This is a genomic window from Pseudomonas sp. NPDC079367, from assembly GCF_044542195.1.
Classification (GTDB): Bacteria; Pseudomonadota; Gammaproteobacteria; order Pseudomonadales; family Pseudomonadaceae; genus Aquipseudomonas.
On record NZ_JBITTW010000001.1, the window covers coordinates 425244 to 440076 of the forward strand.

Genomic DNA, 14833 nt, shown 5'->3' on the forward strand with positions numbered 1-14833 from the left:
TTCCCGACTCCGGTTGAAGCAACACGGACTGATAAGGCAAATTGTATGTTTTCCTCCCAACACCACACATCTGAAAGTTGTGTTAAGCATCATGTTGCGCGCCAGAAAAACAAAGCGGCGTTGGGCTGCCTGCATCCATTGTGCTTTGCTATCAACATGGCCATTTGCGGATTCGCCGTGGGCGCCGAAGCCCCGGTCGCAGTGGCGAGTGAATCTTTCAATACGCTGTTCCTTGAAGGTTCATCGGCGGTCGATCTGCAACCGTTGCTTAATGCCAACAGCGTCTTGCCAGGCCAATACCGCGTCGACGTGTTCAGCAACGGCACGCTGGTCGGGCGTCGCGATATCGATTTCGCGGCCAACCCGGTCAACGGCAAAGTCGAGCCACGCATCACCCTGGAACTGTTGCAGCAGCTGGGTGTGGACATGCGCAAACTCCGTGAGCAGGGTCTTGTTGACGAGCAACACCCTGCCGATCACTACGACCTGCCTGAAATGATCGAGCAAGCGAGTCTCAATTTCGATGCCAACCGCCTGCGCCTCAACATCAGCGTGCCGCAGGTCGCCATGGCGCGTGGCATGCGCGGCTATGTAGATCCAGAGCTTTGGGACCAAGGTGTGGCCGCCGGTTTCATCAACTACCAGCTGAGCAGCACCCGCAGCAAAACCGATTACACCACGCAAATCTCCAATAACCTGGGGCTGCGCAACGGCATCAACTTTGGTGCCTGGCGTCTGCGCAACGAGTCCAATCTGAGCAGCTCCACCGGCCGGCCCAATCGTTTTGTCAGCAACCGCACGTTCATCCAGCGCGACCTCACGGCGATCAAGGGGCAACTGAGCGCGGGTGAAATCTTTTCAGACTCGGATCTGTTCGACAGCGTGCGCTACCAAGGCGTCAAGATCGCTTCTGATGAAGGCATGCGTGCAGACAGTGAGCGCGGTTATGCACCGATCATTCGTGGCGTGGCGGAAACCAATGCGAAGATCGAAGTCCGCCAGGACAACTACATTCTCTACACCACCAATGTACCGCCGGGTCCGTTCGAGATCAGTGATATCTACCCATCGGGCTCCAACGGTGACCTGGAGATCACCATTGTCGAAGCGGATGGTCGGCGCAAGGTAACCCGGCAGGCGTTCTCCGCCCTGCCGACGATGGTGCGTGAGGGGCAACTGAAGTACAGCCTGTCGAGCGGCAAGTTCAACAACAACAGCGAGGGCTATGACAAACCGGCTTTCCTTGGGGGCACTTTCGCCTACGGCTTGACCAGCAATCTGACGGGCATTGCCGGCATTCAGGCGAGCAACGGCTTCAAGGCGCTGTCCATCGGTGCGGCGAAGAACACCTCGATTGGCGCGATGTCCCTGGACGTTACGCAATCGTCCAGCAAGGCATTCGGCAAAACCACCCAGGGCAGCAGTGTCCGCGCGCTCTATGCAAAGACCTTCACCGGTACCGATACCAGCTTCACCCTCGCCGCCTATCGTTATTCGACCGAGGGTTACCGCACGCTGACCGACCATGTGCAGGACACCAGCGCCGGCGCTACGCGGCGCGCGGGCAATGCCAAAACCCGTACCGACCTCACGGTCAACCAGACCCTTGGCGAAGCGCGCCAGTTCGGCTCGCTGTATTTGAATGCGAGTGACCAGCGCTATTGGGATCGCGGTGGCTCGCGCAGCTTTTCCGCCGGCTACAACAACAATTGGCGCGACCTGAACTACAACATCAGCCTGAGCAAAACCCAGGAATTCGGCGCACGCGGTGACACCAGCAACGACACGCAATTAAGCGTTTCAATTTCGTTCCCGCTCGGATCGACACCACGCGCACCGCGTGCCTACGTTTCCAGTAACCATCAGAACGCCGGTACCAGCACGCAAGCCGGGATCAATGGTTATCTGACCGAGGACAGCGACACCTACTATTCCGTGCAGACCGGGCGCAGCGTCCAGGGCGAGCGCTCTGGCTCACTCAGTTTGAGTACCCGTACGTCGATGGGCGATCTGGGCTTTGGCTACAACCGAGGCAGCGGCTATGAGTCGCAGAACTTGAGTGCGGCCGGATCGCTGGTGGCTCATGCCGGCGGCATCAATATGGGCCAGACCGTCGGTGAAACGTTCGGCCTGGTGGAAGTCCCCGGCATGTCGGGCGTCGAAGTCAGCAGCTATTCGGGTGTGAAAACCGGCCTGAACGGCTATGCGGTTCTGCCTAACGCGCAACCGTACCGCGTGAACTGGGTAACGCTGGACACGCGTAACCTGGGCGGTGAGATCGAGCTGGACAATGCCACCCAGCAACTGGTGCCAAGACGAGGTTCGGTGGTTCTTGCACGCTTCGAAGGCAGCAAAGGCAGACGCGTCCAGTTTGAACTGTACGATGCCAACGGCCAGCCGATTCCATTCGGCGCGGTGCTGTTGGATAGCGACGGCAAACAACTGGCATTGTCAGATCCGACAGGCAAGGCCCTGGCGCTGGTGACCAAAGATCACGGTGTCATCACCATCAAGTGGCAGGGCAAAAGCTGCCCCGTGCCATACAAGCTGCCGGAAAAGGTCGAAGGTTTGAACTATGAGCAGTATCGGTTGGCTTGCTCTTCGAGCGCGAAGTAGACCGACCGCGAGCTTGTCACCCTACGCCCCCTCAACCAAAACTCAGCCCTGATGATTCAGGGCTTTTAATGCGCGCGGTTTGGACATTGCCGATCAATACCATCGGAATCTGCAAAACAGCTGCAAGCAACGGCAATCAGTCCCAAGGCGCCGGCGACCATGCTTCCACCAGCCTGTCGATGAACAGCCGAATCTTCGGCGACAGGTGTCGCTTGCTCGGGTAAATCACCCGGATCGGCTCGGCAGCCTCGGCGTACTCTGCGAGCAACTGCACGAGCTTGCCACTGCGCAGGTCATCGTTGACCACATAGGATGGCAACGTCGCGATACCGAGGCCTGCCGCAGTCGCCTGATGCAAGGCTTCGGCGCTGTCCATTTGCAGCCGTCCGGCATGAATGACAGGCACGGGCTGACCGTTGATGCGAAAGTTCCACGCCAGCAATCGGCCGCCGCTGACGAAGTGCAGGCACGCATGCCCGGCGAGATCTTCGGGTGTCTGCGGTGCCGGATGTTCATTCAGATAATCGGGCGAGGCACAGGTGATCATTTGCTGGTAAGCCACCGTGCGCGTGAGTAGCCCGGAGTCTTCCTTGGGCGGACCGATGCGAATCGCCAGATCGAAACCCTCGTCGATCAGGTCGACCAGCCGATCGGAAAACGTCGCGTCGATGGCGAGCGACGGCCAGTCTCTCAGACAGCGCTCGATGTGCTGCACAACGTGCAGCCGGCCCAGTGCTACCGGCAGGCTCATGCGCAAGCGGCCGCTGGGCGTCGAACGGCGGAACGCCAAAGCCTCTTCGACCTCGTCCAGATCCTGCAAGATGCCCACACATCGCTCATACAGCACCCGACCATCGTCGGTCAGGCTCAGGCTGCGGGTGGTGCGGTTGAGCAGACGGACCTGCAGACGCGATTCGAGCCGCACGATCGATTTACCGACGGCCGAGCGGGTCAGCCCGAGTTGCCTGGCCGCCGCCGTAAAACTTCCAGTATCCACCGAGGCGACGAAGGCGGCGATGTCGTTCAGGTTATGCAGTTCCATGAGGCCTCCGGGTTTGGCATTCAGGCGGGTGGGCACCGGTTATGGGGAACCCTATTCCCCAATCATGAGCATAACATCTCGATTAGTTAAGCCTTCACTAACGCCTGATCGAGGTCATATGAACACTGAAGTAAAAGCAGCCGTGCGAACCTGGGCCAACAGCCTCAGCGATCTGGTACCTGTGCTCAAGGGCACCGATACCACCACAAGGATGAGCGACATCCGCGATGCCTACGCAAAAATGCTCGGGCAGAATCAGCCGCCTGCTGGCGTGGGGTTTGAAGCAGTCGACATGGGCGGAGTGCCCGCTACGCTGGTGACTCCGGATGAGCTCAAGACCGATGCGGTGCTGATGTACATCCACGGCGGTGCCTACATCGTCGGTCGACCTGACGGCTACCACGGCATCGGCGGCAACTACGCAAAAATGCTTGGCGCGCGGGTGTACATGCCGGATTACCGCCTCGCACCCGAGCATCAGTTTCCCGCCCCCATCGATGACACTTTGCGCGCCTACGAGTGGTTGCTTGAGCAGAACATCGCCGCCAGCAAGATTGCCTTCGCAGGCGAGTCCGCGGGTGGCGCGATGGTGGTCAGCGTGATGGTCGCGGCAAAATCCAAAGGCTTGCCCTTGCCCGCAGTGGGTTCGTCCATCTCGCCATGGGCCAACCTCGAACACACCGGCGCTTCCATGAGCAATCGTGAAGGCCTTGATCCGCTGAACTCCAAGCCAGTGCTGGATATCCTCGCGCGAGCCTTTCTCGGCGACACCTTGGCCAACCATCCGCTGGCCTCGCCGGTGTTCGCCGACGTCACCGGGCTGCCACCGATTCTGGTGCAGATCGGCGAAAACGAACTGATGCTCAGTGACGCCATGCGTCTGGCCAATCACCTGGCGGACAACCGCGTCCGGGTCAATCTTGAAGTGTGGCCCGGCATGTTTCACGCTTGGCATTTCTACGCGGGCATGCTGGCCGAGGGGCAGCAGGCGCTGGAGAGTTCGGTGCGGTTTATCGAGGCGGCGTTGATTGAGGTTAATCGCTGATCAGACAGCACTCGCTGCTGATTGGGGACACTTTTGGCTGTTTTGCTAGGCGCCTTGGCGATATGGTGGTTTACCGACCGCCGAGGAACCCTGAATGCCGAAAAAACCACCACCCCCTGACAGCACCGCCAGCGCAGCCGACATCGAACGCGCCATTCTAGCCTTGAACAAAATGGCCGAACGTCTGTGGGGCGACGGGCGTGAAGCCGAGGCCAAGGCGTTGCTCGATGCGCTGGATGCGCTGAACCGCGCCCTCGACCGGATCCGCATTGGTGAAAGTCGCAGGGCCGTCACCCTGCACTGAATCAGACCTGATAAAACTCGCGATACCACTGCACGAACGCTTGCACGCCCTGCTCGATCGGCACCTGGGGGCGGAAGTCGATGCAGCGTGCCAGTGCCGACACGTCGGCCCAGGTTTTCAATACGTCGCCTTCCTGCATCGGCAGATAACGGCGCTGCGCCTCGATGACCAGCGTCTGTTCCAGGCATTCAACGAAGCTCATCAGCGCCACCGGACTGCCGCGACCGATATTGAACAAACGGTTGGTACCACGCTCGGCGCTGCGTGCGGGCGGTTTGTCGAGCAGTCGAAAAATCGCTTCGACAATGTCATCGATATAAGTGAAATCCCGCGCCATTTCGCCTTGGTTGTAGATGTCGATGGCGCGCCCTTGCAGCATCGCTTCGGTGAATTTGAACAGCGCCATGTCCGGCCGCCCCCAGGGGCCGTAAACGGTAAAGAAGCGCAGACCGGTGGCTTGCACGCCGTAGAGATGGCAGTAGCTGTGGGCGAGTAGTTCGTTGGCGCGTTTGGTCGCAGCGTACAAAGAAACCGGCTGGTCGACCCTGTCGTCTTCGCGAAACGGCATTCGGGTATTGGCGCCGTACACCGAACTGCTCGATGCGTAGATCAGGTGTTCCGGCGGATGACGTCGGCAGGCTTCCAGGACGTTGAGAAATCCGACCAGATTCGATTGCGCATAAGCCTCAGGATTGTCCAGCGAGTAGCGCACTCCGGCCTGCGCGGCGAGGTGAATGACCTGTTGGAATTGGCCGTGTTCGAACAGCGCGGTGAGTGCCGACGGGTCAACAATGTCCAGCCGATGGAAAGTGAAGTTGGTCTGCGCTTGCAGTCTGTGCAACCGCGCCTGTTTGAGTTTGACGTCGTAGTAAGGATTGAGATTATCGAGCCCAACAACCTCCAGTCCTTCGCGACATAATCGCATGGCCGTGTGATAACCGATAAAACCTGCGGCCCCCGTTACCAGAACACTCATGATTGCCTCGGCTCACTGTTTCGACTTTAAGGCGTTAAACACCGCCGTACATTTATCCGCAAACGACGACAGTTATTCATAGACGACCTTAGTTACCCGGGCCAGCAGCATCCGACGCGAGGCATTTAAAAACCGAACTTCTTACGAACCGAAACATGTAAGATTGAAACTAATTTGCTATCACACACAGCATCTAACCTCGACGACTACAATAACTTCGAAAAGTTTAAAAAATCCGACGAACAGCGTTCATCGTTGAAAGTCAACGACTTACGAAACACGCCCATTATCAGCGGATGAAAGGCAATGTTTTTGACTGTTATCAATTGACAGCTTGCGCAGACTGGCCGATAACTTAGCACTGCCCGATGAGCTCGCGCCGCCGCGCACTTTTCTGCTCTCTGGCTACTTATGTAATTGGATCCTGAAGGTCGCAACTGCGAACCGTGCGGTAGCTTTGCTTAAACAAAAGCACGGACTCGTTATAGCCAAGACGGCCACGGATATAACAATAACCCGATCAACTTGATTCATTTTTGAAACACTTCTTCTGCCAATAAACATTGATGCATCTGGCTCGGCACTTTGCCTTGATCAGCCTACTACCTACTAGCAAGCAGGGCGGCTCGTCCCACGTTATCGGCCACCCTGCTTACACGATCGCTATGTATGGAGTACTCCAGCATGCTAACGGTTTGCCGCAACGGTTCTAACTGGTATTTATTGCAGTGCAAGCCCCGCCAGGATGAACGGGCACAACTCAATCTGCAGCAACAGAACTATTCGATCTTTCGGCCTCAGCTGATGAGCGAGCGCAGCATCCGTGGCAAACGCCAACGGACGCTGGAATCGTTGTTCCCAGGCTACGTGTTCATTCAACTGAGCCGTGACGATAACTGGGCGCCGATCCGCTCAACGCGCGGCGTCAGTCGCATTGTTGAATTCAACCATGTGCCCGCCCGGGTCGATGAAGACGTGATCGCACAACTGCGTGAACGCAGCCAGGAGTCGATCGGCTTTCCTGTCGATCCGATGCTCAAACCCGGCGAACCTTTGCAAATCGTCCACGGCCCGCTGTCCCCGCTCGAAGGCGTGTTCCTGTCCATGCAGGGCGAAGAGCGCGTGATGCTTCTGCTCAATTTCCTCAACCGCCAACAGCACGTCAGCGTCCCGCTGAGTTACCTGGAACGCCAGCGACAATAGTCCGGATCCGCTTCGCCCTGACACCGACCCCCTTCATCAGGAGCGTGATCCATGGCTCTGAAGCCTCGCTGTTCCCTGGTTTTAGTCGTCGCCTGCTGCGCTCCCGAAGCCGCCTGGAGCGTCGAGCCGCAAGCGATCAATGTCTACGGCTTCGATTTCACCCCGACTTTCGCCTTGTCGGAAAGCTACGACGACAATTTTCGCGAAGTCGAACACGATGTCGAGTCCACCATGGTCACCCGATTGGCGCCCGCCTTCGAGCTCAAGGCCGAGGATCGCAACAGCGCCACGCGGGTGATTTGGGAACCGACCCGCTACATCTATCACAGCGACTCGGATGCTTCGAACACCGCCCAGCGCCTGCGCGCCGACAGCATCATGGAGTTTACGGACCGACATCGGCTGAAACTCGAAGCGGAGGCGCGCAAATACGAGCGCACCACGTCTACCGCCGTCGACGGCATCAACGACAAGATCGAAAGCAAACGCGTCGGCGGCGTCTACACCTTCGGTGCGCGCAGTGCGCTGAACCAGATCGACCTCGGCGCCAACTACGCACAGCTTCGCTACGACAACGCCGACGGCATCAACGATGACAAGGAGCGCGACACGAGCAACCTGACCACCACCTGGTATCACCGCCTCGGCAGCAAGACCCGTGGCCTGCTCGAATACGACCACACGCGCTTCGACTACTTGCAATCGAACAGCCCGCGCAGCAGCCGCTCCGATGCGGTGCTGGCCGGCGCCGAGTGGGACATGACGGCGAAAACCACCGGCAAGCTGCGCGTCGGCTACGAGCGCAAGAATTTCGACCAGAGCGGCTCCGACGACCTGAGCAACCCGACCTGGCAAGTGGACCTGGCGTGGAAACCGCGCACCTACTCGACCTTCACCTTTCTTGCGCGCCAGGCCATGGCCGAAGGCGACGACGGCGCCGACGCGGTGAAAGCCACGTTCACCCAGGTCGGTTGGCGCCATGGCTGGACCGAGCGCATCACCAGTGTTGCCGAAGTCGGCATGGGTCATTACGTCTACGAAGGCCAGGACCGCAGCGACGATCTGCAGGATTACAAACTCGGCGTGAATTACGAAATGCGCCGCTGGCTGGACGTCGAAGTCGCCTACCGCCACCGCGACAACGACTCCGATGCCGACAACGAAAGCTTCACCCGCAACGTCTTCCAGATCACTTTCGACGTCAGTCTGTAGGAGGGTTGGGCCATGCACACGCGCCTGATTTTACTGTTGTTGCTGCTCTGGACAGTGCCCACGGTCGAGGCGGCGGACACCGACACCAATTACCGCCTGGCCGCTGGCGATGTCTTGCGCATCATCGTGTTCGGCGAGCCGGAACTGAGCTTCAAGAAGATCCGCCTCAATGACGCCGGCACTTTCTCCTACCCGTTTCTCGGCGAGATCGTCGCCAGGGGCCTGACGCCCAATCAAGTCGAACAAAAGATCGTCGACGGCCTCAAGCAAGGCTATCTGGTCGACCCGAAAGTCAGCCTCAGCCAGATCGAATACCGCCCTTTCTATATCAACGGCGAAGTGCAGAAACCCGGCAGCTATCCGTTCCAACCCGGCCTGACCCTGGAAAAAGCCATCGCGCTGGGCGGCGGTCTGACCGAACGCGCCTCGATGAAACGCGTGACGATTTTGCGCGGCAGTGGCGGCCCGCCGGTCACTGAAAACATTTCGCGCACTACCGTCATCGCCCCCGGCGACACCATTTCCATTGCACAAGGCTTTTTCTGATCATGGACAACAGCCCAAGCACCTACCTCGAACGTCCGCCCCAGGGCCACTTGCCAACGCAAGCCGCCGATGAGTCGGACACCCTTGATCTGCTGCACCTGTGGCGGGTGATCTGGTCGGCGAAGTGGAACATCGCCTGGCTGGTACTGCTCAGTTGCGCGTTGGCCGTGGCGGTGCTGTCGTTCATCACGCCGCAGTACGTCGGCAGTGCGACGCTGCTGATCAAGGACAAGACGCCGCCGGTGTTGAGTTTTCAGCAGGCCGCCGAAGCCGGCGGCGCGACCACCACCGATTACTTGCAGACTCAGCAGGCGTTGCTGCAATCGCGGGAACTCGCCGAGCGCGCGGTGCGCAAGCTCGGCCTGACCACCCACCCGATTACCGATCCACGCCAACAGGCGCAGAGCTGGTTCGCCCCGCGCCAATGGCTGGCCGAGCTCAATCGCGATCAATGGCTGCCATGGCTGGATCTGCTGCCGCCGCCCAAGCCGCCTGCGACCGAAGAACAGGTGTTCAACGACGTCACGCAAAACCTGATGCTGCACACCAGCGTCAAGTTCGTCGGCAAGAGCCAGTTGCTGGAAATCGACGTCGAGCTGCCCGACCCCGCGCTCGCTGCGGCGGTGGCCAATGCCCTCGCCCAAGGTTTCATCGACAGCCAGCAGGACACCAGTCTCAAGTCTTCGCAAAACAACACCAGCTGGATGAACACCCGCTTGGTCGAATTGCGCGACAACCTGCGCGTGGCCGAAAACAAGTTGCAGGCCTACCGCGAGGAACAGGGTCTGGTCGATGTTGACGGTGTCGCGACGATCAGTGCCAACGAGTTGCAAATGACCGGCAACCGCATGATCGACGCGCGCCGCGATCGTGCCGAGGCCGAGAGCCAGTACCGCCAGGCCCAATCTCTCAGCAATGGCGATATCAGTCGCCTGTCTAGCGTACCAGCGGTGCTGAGCAACCCGTTGATTCAGCAGTTCCAAGGCGATCTGGCCAAGGCCCAGGCCAAAGTCGAGGAGTTGTCGGGGCGCTACGGGCCCAAGCACCCGGCGCTGATTTCCGCCCGTTCCGAACAGCGTACCGCTGCCAACAGCCTGCGCCTGCAGGTGCAGCAGGTGGTCGCGGGCATCGAACGCCAATATCAACTGGCGGTGGCCAGCGAAGACGCGTTGCGCAAATCCTTCAACAGCAACAAGGCGCAGATTCAGGATATTTCGCGCAAGGAATTCCAGCTGCGCGAATTCCAGCGCGAAGTCGACAGCACCCGAGCGCTGTACGAAACTTTCGTCACTCGCCTCAAGGAAACCGCCGCCACCTCGGACATGGATTCGGCCAAAGCACGCATCGTTGACCCGGCGATCGCGCCGCTGGAAGCGAGCAAACCGCGCAAGAATCTGATCCTCGCGATTGTTGCGCTGGTGGCTGCGGTCGTCGGCGTCGCCCTCGCCTTCCTCTTCGATACCCTGAGCAACACCTTCAAGACCGACGACACCGTCGAGAGCCTGCTCAATGTGCCGCTACTGAGCGTGGTGCCGCTGGTAATGAAAAAGAGCCGGCGGCAGTTGGCGCGGCTGTTCGAGGACAACGACCACCCGCGCTTCTGCGAAACCATCCGCAACCTGCGCACCTGGCTGATGCTGCAAAACAACGAACGTCCGGCGCAGGTGGTGCTGGTCACGTCTTCGGTGTCCGGCGAAGGCAAGAGCACCATCGCCAACAACCTCGCTTCGTCGCTCGCGCCGCTGGAGCGAGTGCTGCTGATCGATGCCGACATGCGTCAACCGACACTGTCGCTGAACTTCGATTTCCCGCCGGAAAACCCCGGCCTGGCCAACCTCATGGCCGGCACCGCGCGGCTCGAAGACTGCATCCGCAGCGTCGGTAATCTCGACATGCTCCCGGCCGGTTGCCTGGCGCCTTCTGCGCTGGACCCGTTCGATGCGCCACGGCTGAAAGCCTCGAGCAGTTCGAGCAATGCCGTGGCCCCCGCGCAGGACTTGCTCAGTTCGCCACGCCTCGGTCGGCTATTGCAGATTCTGAAGTCGCGCTATCGGCACATCATCATCGATTCGCCGCCAGCAGAAATCGTCAGTGACGCGTTGTTGCTGGCTCAGCACTCCGACGCGGTGATCTACGTGGTCAAGGCGCAGAGCACGCCGGTCGGCCAGGTGCGCAAAAGCATCGCCGTGTTGCAGCAGAGCCAAGCGCCGGTGTTCGGCGTGGTGCTCAATCAGGTCGATCTGCGCAAGGCGCGCAAGTACGGCCATGGTCACTCCCGCTCCTTCTACGACTACGACTTCGCCCCGCGCTGATCTTCCGGGCCGTGCCGCCCGGCAACAGCAAATCCCTCCCTGTTGGACGAATCGGAGATCGCGCCGATGACCTCGCAATATTCCGCGCAAATGGCACACCGTCGCGGCCTCACCTTCTGGGTGCAATGGCTGTGCGCAATGACTCTGGTCAACCTGTTGCTGATCGTACTGGTGCACTGGCGCATCGGCGAACTGCCCAGTGAGTACCGCTTGCTGATCATCCTTACGGTGCTCGGCTCGATGCCGGTCTACGGCCTGGTGCAGGTCTACCACAAGCGCCATGGCCTGCTGGTCGGGCTCGGGCGTTTGCTTGCCGGATGGCTGATTCTGCTCGGGCTGCTGATGAGCATCGCTTTCGTCACCCAGACCAGCGCTTTGTTCTCGCGGCAGGTGGTGATTGTCTGGGCCGTGGTCGGTTTTCTCGCTCAGGCGGCGACGTTTGTGCCGCTGCATCTGTTCGTGCGCCTCTACACCAGAATGATCAGCAACGAGCGCCGCGCGGTGATCATCGGCACCTGCCCGACCGCCCATGAGCTGGCGCGCAAACTCCTCGATCCGGATCGCGCGCTGCTGCTCGGTTTCGTCGCGGCGAAAGCCGACAGCGGCCCCGCGCCGAGCATCCTGCCGCTGCTCGGCGAGGTCGAGGACATCCGCGAAATCATCACGCGCCTGCAGGCGCGGCGCGTGTACATCGTGCTGCCAATGGCGGAGGCGGCGACCATCGAAGCGCTGTACATCAACCTGCTCGACATGAACGTCGACGTGGTGTGGATTCCGGATCTGGGCAGCATGGTCCTGCTTAATCACTCGATCTCCGAGATCGAACGGATGCCGGCGATCTACCTCAACGAAAGCCTGCTCACCTCGCACCCCGGCAGTCTGTTCTGCAAAGACCTGTTCGAACGCAGCGTGGCCGCCGTGGCGCTGATTCTGCTCAGCCCGCTGCTGCTCGGCGTGGCCATCGCGGTCAAGCTGACGTCGCCGGGGCCAGTGCTGTTCAAGCAAAGCCGCCATGGCTGCGACGGCGAAGTGATTCGCGTGTGGAAATTCCGTTCGATGCGCGTGCACGACGATCAGCAAGTGCGCCAGGCCACCCGCGACGACGACCGCGTCACACCGCTGGGACGCTTTCTGCGGCGCAGCTCGATAGATGAGCTGCCGCAACTGTTCAACGTGCTGTTCGGCCACATGGCGCTCGTCGGCCCGCGCCCCCACGCGGTCACCCACAACATCTATTACACCGGCAAGGTGCGCGCCTACATGGCGCGGCATCGGCTCAAGCCTGGCATCACCGGGCTGGCACAGATCACCGGGCATCGCGGCGAAACCGAGACCGTGGAAAAGATGCAGCGCCGGGTCGCCCAGGACCTCAATTACATCAATCAATGGTCGCTGTGGCTGGACATCAAAATCCTCCTGAAGACGCCCTTCACCCTGTTCTCGAAAAACATCTACTGACAGCGGCCAGCGCTCTGGCCCACCCCGCCACGCATGAGGTTTTCCCATGAATGTGAGTGTATTCGGTATCGGTTATGTCGGACTGGTCCAGGGCGCCGCGCTGGCCGAGGTCGGCCACAACGTGCTGTGTGTGGATGTCGACGCGGCCAAGGTGCAGGCCTTGAATGACGGCAGCCTGCCCATCTACGAGCCGGGCCTGAAAAGCCTGGTGCGGGAAAACCATCAGAGCGGACGCTTGCAATTCGGCAGTGATCTGGCCGCTGCGGTAACGCACGGCGACGTGTTGCTGATCGCCGTCGGCACCCCGCCGGACGAGGACGGCTCGGCGGATCTCAAACATGTGCTGAGCGTCGCGCGAACGATCGGCGAGCATCTGCGCGGCGAGCAGATCATCGTCGACAAATCCACGGTGCCGGTGGGCACGGCGGACCGTGTGCGCGATTGCATCAATGTCATCCTCGCCGAAAGCGGCCGTGGCGAACTGACCTTCGATGTGGTCTCCAACCCGGAATTTCTCAAGGAAGGCTGCGCGGTCGATGACTGCATGCGACCCGACCGAATCATCATCGGCACCGAAAGCCCGCGGGCCGAAGCGCTGATGCGCGAGTTGTACGAACCGTTCAATCGCAACCGCGAAAAAATCATCGTGATGGATGTGCGCAGCGCCGAGCTGACCAAGTACGCGGCCAACTGCATGCTGGCGACCAAGATCAGTTTCATGAACGAAATGGCCGGGCTCGCCGAAAAGCTCGGCGCCGACATCGAAATGGTCCGCCACGGCATTGGCTCGGATCCGCGTATCGGCTACCAGTTCATCTACCCCGGCATCGGTTATGGCGGTTCGTGTTTTCCCAAGGATGTGCGTGCGCTGATTCATGCTGCCCAAGGCGTCGACATCGATGCGCGCCTGCTGCGCGCGGTGGAGTCGCGCAACAACGAACAGAAAAGCACGCTGTTCCATAAAATCGCCGAACACTTCAACGGCGCCCTGGAGGGCAAAACCTTTGCGCTGTGGGGCCTGAGTTTCAAGCCCAACACCGACGACATGCGCGAAGCACCCAGCCGCGTCTTGATGGAGGCGTTATGGCGCGCTGGCGCCAGCGTGCAGGCGTTCGACCCGAAAGCCATGGAACAGGCCCAGCAGCTTTACGGCCCGCGCGACGACCTGACCCTGGCCGGCACCAAAGAGGCGGCGCTGAAAAATGCCGACGCGCTGGTGATCGTCACCGAGTGGCAATCGTTTCGTGCGCCGGACTTCGAGTTGCTTGCTCGCCAGTTGAAAAACCCGCTGATCTTCGACGGCCGCAACCTGTTCGATCCGCAACGTCTCAGCGCACGCGGCTTTACCTACATCAGCGTCGGTCGGCCGACATGCGCCGCGCAAGTACAGGATCTTGCATCATGATCCGCCTGGAATTGCTCGACCGTTATTCGCCGGCCCTGCTGGAATCGAACCGGGCGTTCTCCTTTCTCAACTTTGCCTCGATTGGCAGTTTCATTCGCCAGCCGCCGCCGTCGCTGGCGTATTTCTGCGACGGCATGCTGATGTCCGGGTTCATGTCGCGCATCACCGGGCGCGCGGTGCAGCGGGTCAGTTTCGATTTCACCTCGATTGCCGACCCGGTGTTGCGCGAGTCCGAGCAGCGCGGCAAACGCGTCTACGTGGTCGGTGCGCGGCAGGCCGAGCTTGATCGTTTCGTTGACAAGCTCGGCACGCAGTACCCGCGCCTGCAATTGGTCGGCGCACACAACGGTTACTTCGACGCCGAACAAGGTGCGGCAATTCAAGCTGACATCCTCCGACAGCGCACCAACCTGCTGCTGGTCGGCCTCGGCGCCGGTCTGCAAGAGCGCTTTGTCCTCGATGCGCTGCGCGGCGGTTTCAGCGGCGTGGCGTTCACCTGCGGTGGCTTCATTCGTCAGGAAGCCAATGCCAGCGAGCGTTACTACCCCGACGCCATCAATCGCCTGCACCTGCGCGCCTTCTACCGCATGTATCGCGAGCCGCACACGATCAAACGCTACCTGCTCGACTACCCGAGCAATGCCCTGCGCCTGACCGAAATGATTCTGCGCCAGCAAGTGGCGATCAATGTCACTGCCCCATGAGGATTGTGTC

At 60.2% G+C, this 14833-nt stretch carries 12 protein-coding genes; 10 read left to right on the forward strand and 2 right to left on the reverse strand.

Annotated features, from left to right (window positions below):
• The first annotated feature begins 156 nt into the window (after nt 1-156).
• Nucleotides 157-2616 (forward strand): fimbria/pilus outer membrane usher protein, encoded by a 2460-nt coding sequence (locus ACIGDJ_RS01770; protein WP_397478195.1) that lies wholly within the window; start codon nt 157-159, stop codon nt 2614-2616.
• Nucleotides 2617-2752: 136 nt separating this feature from the next.
• Here ACIGDJ_RS01770 and ACIGDJ_RS01775 read toward each other — a convergent pair whose 3' ends face one another.
• The gene (locus tag ACIGDJ_RS01775) at nt 2753-3658 is read right to left on the reverse strand and encodes a LysR family transcriptional regulator (RefSeq protein WP_397478196.1); all 906 of its coding nucleotides are present in this window, start codon (nt 3656-3658) and stop codon (nt 2753-2755) included.
• 118 nt (nt 3659-3776) lie between these two features.
• Between ACIGDJ_RS01775 and ACIGDJ_RS01780 the strand changes: the two genes are divergently transcribed.
• Nucleotides 3777-4703 (forward strand): alpha/beta hydrolase, encoded by a 927-nt coding sequence (locus ACIGDJ_RS01780; protein WP_178081205.1) that lies wholly within the window; start codon nt 3777-3779, stop codon nt 4701-4703.
• Between the two features lie 94 nt (nt 4704-4797).
• Entirely contained in the window at nt 4798-5007 is a 210-nt protein-coding gene (locus tag ACIGDJ_RS01785; protein WP_073474659.1) for a hypothetical protein, read from the forward strand.
• A 1-nt stretch (nt 5008) separates the two neighbouring features.
• Here ACIGDJ_RS01785 and ACIGDJ_RS01790 read toward each other — a convergent pair whose 3' ends face one another.
• Nucleotides 5009-5983, reverse strand: coding sequence for an NAD-dependent epimerase (locus tag ACIGDJ_RS01790; protein ID WP_101159469.1), 975 nt, complete (start codon nt 5981-5983; stop codon nt 5009-5011).
• Between the two features lie 684 nt (nt 5984-6667).
• Here ACIGDJ_RS01790 and rfaH point away from each other — a divergent pair.
• The 7 genes from rfaH (at nt 6668) to ACIGDJ_RS01825 (ending at nt 14823) form a co-directional block, all read left to right on the forward strand.
• On the forward strand, nt 6668-7186 hold the full coding sequence (gene rfaH, locus ACIGDJ_RS01795; RefSeq protein WP_397478197.1) for a transcription/translation regulatory transformer protein RfaH: 519 nt from the start codon (nt 6668-6670) through the stop codon (nt 7184-7186).
• 51 nt (nt 7187-7237) lie between these two features.
• Nucleotides 7238-8398: an outer membrane beta-barrel protein gene (locus ACIGDJ_RS01800; RefSeq protein WP_397478198.1), complete on the forward strand. Its 1161-nt coding sequence runs from the start codon at nt 7238-7240 to the stop codon at nt 8396-8398.
• 12 nt (nt 8399-8410) lie between these two features.
• Nucleotides 8411-8944, forward strand: coding sequence for a polysaccharide biosynthesis/export family protein (locus ACIGDJ_RS01805; protein WP_101159466.1), 534 nt, complete (start codon nt 8411-8413; stop codon nt 8942-8944).
• A gap of 2 nt (nt 8945-8946) precedes the next feature.
• Nucleotides 8947-11256: a GumC family protein gene (locus ACIGDJ_RS01810; RefSeq protein ID WP_397478199.1), complete on the forward strand. Its 2310-nt coding sequence runs from the start codon at nt 8947-8949 to the stop codon at nt 11254-11256.
• Between the two features lie 66 nt (nt 11257-11322).
• Nucleotides 11323-12714, forward strand: coding sequence for an undecaprenyl-phosphate glucose phosphotransferase (locus ACIGDJ_RS01815; RefSeq protein ID WP_101159464.1), 1392 nt, complete (start codon nt 11323-11325; stop codon nt 12712-12714).
• A gap of 46 nt (nt 12715-12760) precedes the next feature.
• Nucleotides 12761-14119: a UDP-glucose/GDP-mannose dehydrogenase family protein gene (locus tag ACIGDJ_RS01820; protein WP_101159463.1), complete on the forward strand. Its 1359-nt coding sequence runs from the start codon at nt 12761-12763 to the stop codon at nt 14117-14119.
• Nucleotides 14116-14823: a WecB/TagA/CpsF family glycosyltransferase gene (locus ACIGDJ_RS01825; RefSeq protein ID WP_101159462.1), complete on the forward strand. Its 708-nt coding sequence runs from the start codon at nt 14116-14118 to the stop codon at nt 14821-14823. Before ACIGDJ_RS01820 ends, ACIGDJ_RS01825 begins: the two co-directional genes overlap by 4 nt.
• Nucleotides 14824-14833: the final 10 nt, after the last annotated feature.

Bases quoted from the DNA above. Each gene is read 5' to 3' on its own strand.
- ACIGDJ_RS01770 (WP_397478195.1), top strand. From the start codon at position 157: ATGGCCATTTGCGGATTCGCCGTGGGCGCCGAAGCCCCGGTCGCAGTG.
- ACIGDJ_RS01775 (WP_397478196.1), bottom strand. From the start codon at position 3,658: ATGGAACTGCATAACCTGAACGACATCGCCGCCTTCGTCGCCTCGGTG.
- ACIGDJ_RS01780 (WP_178081205.1), top strand. From the start codon at position 3,777: ATGAACACTGAAGTAAAAGCAGCCGTGCGAACCTGGGCCAACAGCCTC.
- ACIGDJ_RS01785 (WP_073474659.1), top strand. From the start codon at position 4,798: ATGCCGAAAAAACCACCACCCCCTGACAGCACCGCCAGCGCAGCCGAC.
- ACIGDJ_RS01790 (WP_101159469.1), bottom strand. From the start codon at position 5,983: ATGAGTGTTCTGGTAACGGGGGCCGCAGGTTTTATCGGTTATCACACG.
- rfaH (WP_397478197.1), top strand. From the start codon at position 6,668: ATGCTAACGGTTTGCCGCAACGGTTCTAACTGGTATTTATTGCAGTGC.
- ACIGDJ_RS01800 (WP_397478198.1), top strand. From the start codon at position 7,238: ATGGCTCTGAAGCCTCGCTGTTCCCTGGTTTTAGTCGTCGCCTGCTGC.
- ACIGDJ_RS01805 (WP_101159466.1), top strand. From the start codon at position 8,411: ATGCACACGCGCCTGATTTTACTGTTGTTGCTGCTCTGGACAGTGCCC.
- ACIGDJ_RS01810 (WP_397478199.1), top strand. From the start codon at position 8,947: ATGGACAACAGCCCAAGCACCTACCTCGAACGTCCGCCCCAGGGCCAC.
- ACIGDJ_RS01815 (WP_101159464.1), top strand. From the start codon at position 11,323: ATGACCTCGCAATATTCCGCGCAAATGGCACACCGTCGCGGCCTCACC.
- ACIGDJ_RS01820 (WP_101159463.1), top strand. From the start codon at position 12,761: ATGAATGTGAGTGTATTCGGTATCGGTTATGTCGGACTGGTCCAGGGC.
- ACIGDJ_RS01825 (WP_101159462.1), top strand. From the start codon at position 14,116: ATGATCCGCCTGGAATTGCTCGACCGTTATTCGCCGGCCCTGCTGGAA.